General features: G+C 38.2%; 6 protein-coding genes and 1 tRNA gene. 5 read left to right on the forward strand and 2 right to left on the reverse strand.

Translation table 11 applies throughout. The features are described 5' to 3' along the window. The first annotated feature begins 18 nt into the window (after nt 1-18). The 5 genes from kamD (at nt 19) to ACXJIN_RS05460 (ending at nt 6,217) form a co-directional block, all read left to right on the forward strand. Nucleotides 19-1,590, forward strand: a complete 1,572-nt coding sequence (gene kamD / locus ACXJIN_RS05440; protein ID WP_456400232.1) for a lysine 5,6-aminomutase subunit alpha — start codon at nt 19-21, stop codon at nt 1,588-1,590. After that, nucleotides 1,587-2,339: a lysine 5,6-aminomutase subunit beta gene (kamE, locus tag ACXJIN_RS05445; RefSeq protein WP_456400233.1), complete on the forward strand. Its 753-nt coding sequence runs from the start codon at nt 1,587-1,589 to the stop codon at nt 2,337-2,339. Before kamD ends, kamE begins: the two co-directional genes overlap by 4 nt. Continuing rightward, nucleotides 2,336-3,373, forward strand: a complete 1,038-nt coding sequence (locus ACXJIN_RS05450; protein ID WP_456400234.1) for an ABC transporter substrate-binding protein — start codon at nt 2,336-2,338, stop codon at nt 3,371-3,373. The genes kamE and ACXJIN_RS05450 overlap by 4 nt, the downstream gene beginning before the upstream one ends. Next, nucleotides 3,370-5,106 (forward strand): GGDEF domain-containing protein, encoded by a 1,737-nt coding sequence (locus ACXJIN_RS05455; RefSeq protein ID WP_456400235.1) that lies wholly within the window; start codon nt 3,370-3,372, stop codon nt 5,104-5,106. The genes ACXJIN_RS05450 and ACXJIN_RS05455 overlap by 4 nt, the downstream gene beginning before the upstream one ends. 76 nt (nt 5,107-5,182) lie before the next feature. After that, the gene (locus ACXJIN_RS05460) at nt 5,183-6,217 is read left to right on the forward strand and encodes a LacI family DNA-binding transcriptional regulator (protein WP_456400236.1); all 1,035 of its coding nucleotides are present in this window, start codon (nt 5,183-5,185) and stop codon (nt 6,215-6,217) included. A 9-nt stretch (nt 6,218-6,226) separates the two neighbouring features. Here ACXJIN_RS05460 and ACXJIN_RS05465 read toward each other — a convergent pair. Both ACXJIN_RS05465 and ACXJIN_RS05470 read right to left on the reverse strand, forming a co-directional pair. After that, nucleotides 6,227-6,302, reverse strand: a tRNA-Pro gene (locus tag ACXJIN_RS05465). A gap of 60 nt (nt 6,303-6,362) precedes the next feature. Continuing rightward, nucleotides 6,363-6,977, reverse strand: coding sequence for a deoxynucleoside kinase (locus tag ACXJIN_RS05470; RefSeq protein WP_456400237.1), 615 nt, complete (start codon nt 6,975-6,977; stop codon nt 6,363-6,365). Between the last annotated feature and the right edge of the window lie 169 nt (nt 6,978-7,146).

Below are 7,146 nucleotides of genomic sequence, written 5' to 3' on the forward strand. Positions count from 1 at the left end.
TGCAGAGGAGGAAGAGAAATGGGTAAGCCTGTTCTAAAATTAGACGAAAAGATGGTAAAAAAAGCCAGAGAGTTAGCAAAAGAAATTACCGATGAGATTCAGAAATTCATAAATGTTAGAAGCACAACGTCTGTAGAAAGAACAGTTGCAAGATTTTATGGAATAGACGGTGTTAATCATGAAGGAGTTCCTCTTCCTAATGTGGTGGTAGACGACGTTCAAAAATCTGGAGCTTTAGACAGAGGGATTACGTATTGGCTTGTAAATGCGTGTGTTGCCAAAAGCATGTCTCCTCAAGAAATTGCGGAAAGTGTTGGAAGAGGAGAATTTTCGTTGGTGGATTTTCCACCACAAAATGAAAGTGTGGTAGCAGAAAAGATAGAGGAGCTAACACAGGAAGCGCTGGAACGTTTAAAAAAAGTTAGAGATGAAAGAGATAAAATGTTGGAAGAACTTGGCGATCCGGCTCAACCTTACCTTTACGTCATAGTCGCTACCGGCAACATATACGAAGACGTTATTCAGGCTAAAGCCGCCGTGAAAGAAGGAGCGGATATAATAGCCGTCATACGTTCAACAGCACAGTCTTTACTTGATTTTGTTCCTTACGGCCCTACAACAGAGGGATACGGTGGCACTTACGCAACTCAGGAGAATTTCCGTATAATGAGAAAAGCGCTGGATGAAGCTGCAAATGAGGTTGGAAGGTATATACGTTTAACGAATTACGCTTCGGGACTTTGTATGCCTGAAATAAGCGCGATGGCCGCAATTGAAGGACTGGACTTCCTTTTAAATGATTCAATGTATGGAATCCTTTTTAGAAATATAAACATGTTAAGAACCTTTGTTGATCAATACACCTCAAGACTGATATGCGCTTACTCTCACATTACGATTAACACGGGGGAGGATAATTACATCAAAACATCCGATCCAATAGATAGGGCTCATACGGTAACCACTTCACAACTCATAAATGAACAATTCGCTTTGAAAAGTCATTTAAAACCAAAGTACATGGGAATTGGGCACGCTTTTGAGATAGATCCAGACGTAGAAAATGGATTCCTTTACGAAATAGCACATGCATTGTTGACCAGAGAGCTTTTTCCAGAAGCAACTCCAAAATACATGCCACCAACGAGGCATATGACAGGTGATATTTTTAAAGGATACGCTATGAACACCATGTACAATCTCGTTTCCGTAATGACAGGTCAATCCATACAGCTTTTGGGAATGCTTACAGAAGCGATTCACACTCCATTTTTGCAGGACAGGTATTTGGCTATAGAGAACGCGAAGTACGTTTTCAACAACGCCAAGAACATAGGCGATGAGATCATATTCAAAGAAAATGGTTTCATTCAAAAGAGAGCAAACGAAGTGCTTTCGAATGCCGTTGAACTTTTGGAACACGTAAAGGATGTTGGTTTGATTTCGGCAATAGAGGAAGGAACTTTCGGAGACATAGCGAGAAAAAGAGAAGAAGGAAAAGGAGCGGACGGAGTCTTTACAAAAGGAGAAGATTATTACAATCCCATCTTTGAGATGATGGAAGAAGAGCTTGAGGAGGAAGAGTTATGAGTGTAAAAAAGGTTGATTTGTCTCATCTTAAACCGTATGGAGATCAGATGGACGATGGTGCCGTTCAGCTTTCTTTCACATTACCAGTGCCAAATGGTTCCAAAGCTCGCGAAGCGGCACGACAAATTGCAAATAAGATGGGACTTACAGATGTACAAATAGTATTTTCCAAAGATTTAAAAGAGAACTTTTCTTTTTTTGTTGTTTACGGTCATTTGAATTCCTCAATAGATTACAATGAAATAAGGGTTTTAGAGGTTGAAACACCAAAAATGAGTATGGAAGAAGTCGATAAATACATACAAGAACACGTCAAAAGGCAAATAGTTGTAGTTGGCGCAACTATTGGAACGGACGCTCACACGGTAGGGCTTGACTCAATTTTGAATATGAAAGGTTATCACGGTGATTCTGGTCTTGAAAGGTACAAAATGTTCAAGGTTTACAATATGGGAAGTCAGGTCCCACCGGCTGAAGTGGCGAAGAAAGTCAGAGAAACGAATGCGGACGTTGTTTTGGTTTCGCAAGTTGTGACTCAGAGAAATATACATGTGAAGAATCTGGTAGAGCTAGCCGATATATTGGAAGCGGAAGGATTGAGAAAATCCATTCTGTTGATAGCCGGAGGTCCTCGCATAACTCATGAGCTTGCTGTTGAATTGGGCTACGATGCCGGATTCGGAAATGGGACTTTGCCTTCCGATGTCGCTTCGTACATAGCAATTGAAATTTCGAAGAGGGTGTTATGAAAAGAGCAGGAATCGTTATTTTCGTAGTTTTAGGGCTCATCATATTGTTCATGCTATTCAATCCTTATAAGGAAAGAACAACGGTAGGCATACTTTTACCCACCGATGATGTTGATGCGCATTTTGATGCCAGAGTTGGCTTTTTAACTGCCATGAAAAATCTGCCTAAAGATGTTCATTTTGTGGATGTTAACTACACTTCCACCACTTTGGTTAGCGCCATGAAAAAAGCGGTTGAAAAAGGTGTAGAATATTTCGTTTCGGATGGATATTCATCTGATCTTGAGAAAATAGACGGCTTTCTTGAAAGAACCCATTCAATCTTAATTGAGACAGCTGTAACGAACCCTACGATGCTGAAAAAGGCCAAATTTGCTTTCACGCTTTCACCTACCGACGATGTTCAAGCTGAAGCCATAGCCACATATCTTAAGCAAATGGGTTTTAAGGACGTTGTGATAGTGAAAGACACGTCCAATTTGGTGTATGTGAATTATCTGGCCGGTGAAATTCTTAAAGATTTAAGTGGGATAAAATCAAAGAGCATTTTTCTGAACGAAACAGAAAAAATCATCCAGCCTCCAGACGTCTTTGTGCTTATCATGTCGCCAGAACATGCGGTGGAAACTGTTGAACATCTTAAGGAGAAATTTCCTAATTCGGCCTTTTTGGGAAGCAATTGGACATTTCATAGTCTATTGCTTGAACATATTCAAGTGGTTAAAGGTATGGTAACAATTGCTTTTGTGGATCCATTTTATCTTCAATCCACGTTAAATCAAGAAATCTCACATGCCAATCTGGTGCTTACGCCAGCCGCCGTGTTAGCGTACAATGCTTTGAAAGTCGCGTACGTTTTGGCAAAAGAAAAAGTTAATTACAAAGAAGTGAAGCAATATTTGAATTCTCATTCATTTTTTGGCGTGGGAAATTCCTTTACTTTTAACGGCATTCACGCCACAACCTCTATTTACTTTTACAGGATAACTACAGCTGGTTTTAAACTTGCATGGGAATTTGGAGGAAAATCATGAAATTCAAGATGCTTGTAATTGTATTAGTGGCGGTGGCAACAGTTGGCGCCATTTTTTCTGTTTTAAATGACATGAAAAGGTACGATGATTTCATGCTTAGCAAGGCAAAAATATCTTCAAAAAACACCTTTTGGTACTTTAAAGATGTGCTTTCAACTCTTTCAAATACGAAGATGGTTGAATTTCCCTCCGCGACGGTTACAACGATAAAAGGATACGCTTTGTTTGATCTGGAAGGCCATCTACTTTACGGCTATAACGCGTTAAGCAATTCGTTTTCAAAAAATTCAAATGCTTACAAATATGCCACACTGGAAGGAAAATATGTCTCCCCATTTTTTAAACCTTCCACAATTCCGTTTATCATGTTGGCATGTAAAACATCAGATAGAACTCACATTTCCATGGCGATAATTGGTGTAAAGCGAAGCGAAATTCCAAACACATTTCTGGTGGATAAAACTGGATTGGGTGTTAACATGAGTAATTTCAAATGTGAGAATTTCTTATCTGTCATGGGGCTTAATAAGAGTGGAATTATCTTGAAAAATGGAGAGCTTTTTTTCGTAGAACCCGTTGGAATAGGCGGGTACTCTTTGTTAATAAAGAGAGCGTTTTGGTCGACACTTTTTGAAGTTTCACGGAAGACACTTTACATTTGGCTACTTATTTTTCTTATTCTTCTTTCTTTGATGACTTTATCTTACTACAGAATATCAAAGAAAGTTGCCCCCGTGTTGGACTTTGAGAAATTTTTGAAGGGATTGGACACTTTTAAAAAGTACGAGAAAGGTTCCAAGAGTGAGCTTTCCTTTAAATACAATCAATTGGTTGAAAAACATGAAAAGCTCGATAAAGACTACTCAGAGCTCATAAAAAACATGAACGAAACTAACGCTGAACTTGTTGAAATGAACAAGCTTTTGATCGAGTTTTCAATGCTTTTTAACGAAGTGAAAACTGAAAGAAAGAGCCTGCAAGAAGCACTTCGTATGGCTTTTAGAAGAATTCTCGATTTTTCCAAACCTATCAGCGGAATAGGGATGAAATACAAAGATATGGAGATATACCTTGGAACTGTGAACAATTTCAATTTTGATTCATCAAGCAGTTCAAAGATAAATATGGATTTAAAAACGGATTCTACGGCTGTTAAATACGTTGTGAATGTGGATAGGTTTACCATAAACGAGAGAACAAAAGAAATGATAAGGACACTCCTTTACCACGTTACCACATTTCTTTCAATGTACGAATTTCTTGAAAGAAGCAAGAATTCCATGAAATATGATCCCTTAACGGGTTTATCAACAAGACAAGAATTTGAAGAACTTATGGTTAGGGAAGAAGCGTTAGCCAAGCGAGAGAATAAACATCTATCATTTTTCATGATGGATGTAAAGAAAATGAGAGAATTCAACGAAAAATATGGTAAATTCAACGGCGACGTGCTTTTAAAGTACATTGCGCGTGTTATAAGTGAAAACATTCGTCTTACCGATATAGCTGCACGTTACGGGGAGGATGAATTCGTGGTTTGTTTTTATTCCATGAAAAAAGAAGATTGCCTTAAAAAAGCGAATTTAATAATCTCCCAGCTTAAGAATTACAAATACGAAGTGAATGTAAAATACGCTGTATTAACTTATCCAAGTGATGGGGAAAGTGTGTTGAAGCTAATTTCAACTCTTGAAAGGAGCTTGAAAGAAAACGAAGAGAGCGAAAGTGAGTGATAGGCAAGTTATCGATCTTTAAAAGACGTTTTTGGTATAATTTATGTGTGATGTACAGATAAGGATGTGAATTGTTTTGAAAAGAGTTAACATAAAGGATATAGCGAAAGAACTTGGAACGTCGATTGCAACCGTGTCCAGAGCTCTTAATGGTAAGGAAGGTGTAAGCGACGAACTAAGAAAGAAGATATTTGAAAAGGCGAAAGAGCTTGGTTACATAGCAAATGGTCTTGCAAGGGGAATGAAAACTTCTAAAACCTTTACCGTTGGAGTGCTCATATCCGATATAAGAAATCCGTACTTTAGCGAAGTTATATCTTCGATGGAAAGGGTACTTTACGCTAAAAATTACAATCTCATGATTTGCAACGTTGGAGAAAATCCGGAAAGAGAAAAAAAGTACATAAATCTTTTGGTTTCAAAAAATGTCGATGGTATCATAGCGGCTCCGACTGGTGATGAGAAAAACCTTCCTCTTTACAAAAAACTCGTGCGTCATGGTATAAAAATCGTGCTCTTTGACAGAATAATAGGGGATCTTCAAACAGATTCTGTTATAGTGGACAATGAAGCGGCAACTTACGAGGCTGTTAAATATCTTAACAGATTTGGTCACAGACGCATTGGGGCTATTTATGGTATAGAGAAGAGTTATACTGGAAGCGAAAGATTAAAAGGTTTTTTTGAAGCCGTAAAAGATTTCAAAATGGAATGTAAAAACGAATGGGTAAAAGGCGGTGAATTCAACGAAGAAAAATCGTACAAATGTGCACTTGAAATTCTCTCTCAGAAATATCGTCCAACTGCCATTATAGCCATGAACAACTTCACAACACTGGGAGTTATGAGAGCGGTTAAAGAATTAAAAATAAACGTTCCAGATGAGTTATCTGTTATGGGCTTTGACGATGCAGAATGGATGAAGGTGTGTTCTCCAACAGTTACCACTATGGTACAACCAACAGATGTTATAGGCATGACTGCGGCAACACTTTTATTGGATGCAGTTGAAGGCGAACTTGTCAGAAAACCGCAGAAAGTTATTCTGAAAGCTTCGCTTATCAAAAGAAATTCAGTTGGATTTGTTGAAAATGAAAAAGCGGCTTTTTAAAGCCGCTTTTGGTCAGGGCGACTGGATTTGAACCAGCGACCTCCAAGTCCCGAACCTGGCGTTCTACCATCTGAACTACGCCCTGAAGCGCTTATATTTTATCATAGATGGAAAGGCTTCGCAAGTGATGTGATTATACGAAAGATCAACTAAGTGTTTCTTCCACAAATCGCTCCACCATTTTTACCACTTTTTGTCGATCAGACAGAAATTCTACAAAATCGTATTCATCGCAGTTTATTTCCAGAAGTGGAGCGCTTAAAGTTTTAGTCCATCTTTCGTACAAATCGTTTAATCTGGATAGATACTCTTTTGATATTCCGTTTTCAAAGCTTCTTCCTCGCCGTTGAACGTGCCTGGATAAAGTGGAAAGTGACGCCTTTAAATACACGAATCCCCGCGGTTGTGGTAAATGATCTGAAAAAGTTTTAAAGAGGGATTTGTAGGTTTTCCAATCCCTAGAGGAAATATATCCCATTTCGTAAAGATTCCTTGCGAATATTTCAACGTCTTCCTCTATGGTTCTGTCTTCGAGTGTTATTCCTTCGTCTTCCTTTACCCTTTTCAAAAAATCGAATCTTTTTATGAGAAAAAAAAGTTGAGAATGGAATGCCCACTTTTTCATATCCGAATAAAAATCCGAAAGGTACGGATTTTCCTCCACAATTTCGTATACGGGGGTGTAGTTTTTTTCTTTTTGCAAGATTTCTATCAAAGTTGATTTACCAGCTCCAATGTTTCCACAAATACCTATTATCAAAGCGCAACACCACTCTTTTTTATTTTAGACAGGACAAAGTTAAAATCTGATCTTCTTTGAACGAAATCTATCTCATCAGCGTTTATAATCACGAATTTTCCCTTGTAATTTTTAAAGAAATCTTTGTAAGCTTTTATGAGCGATAATATGTAATTTTCATCCATATTTC

The sequence above is a fragment of the Mesoaciditoga sp. genome, assembly GCF_054006115.1.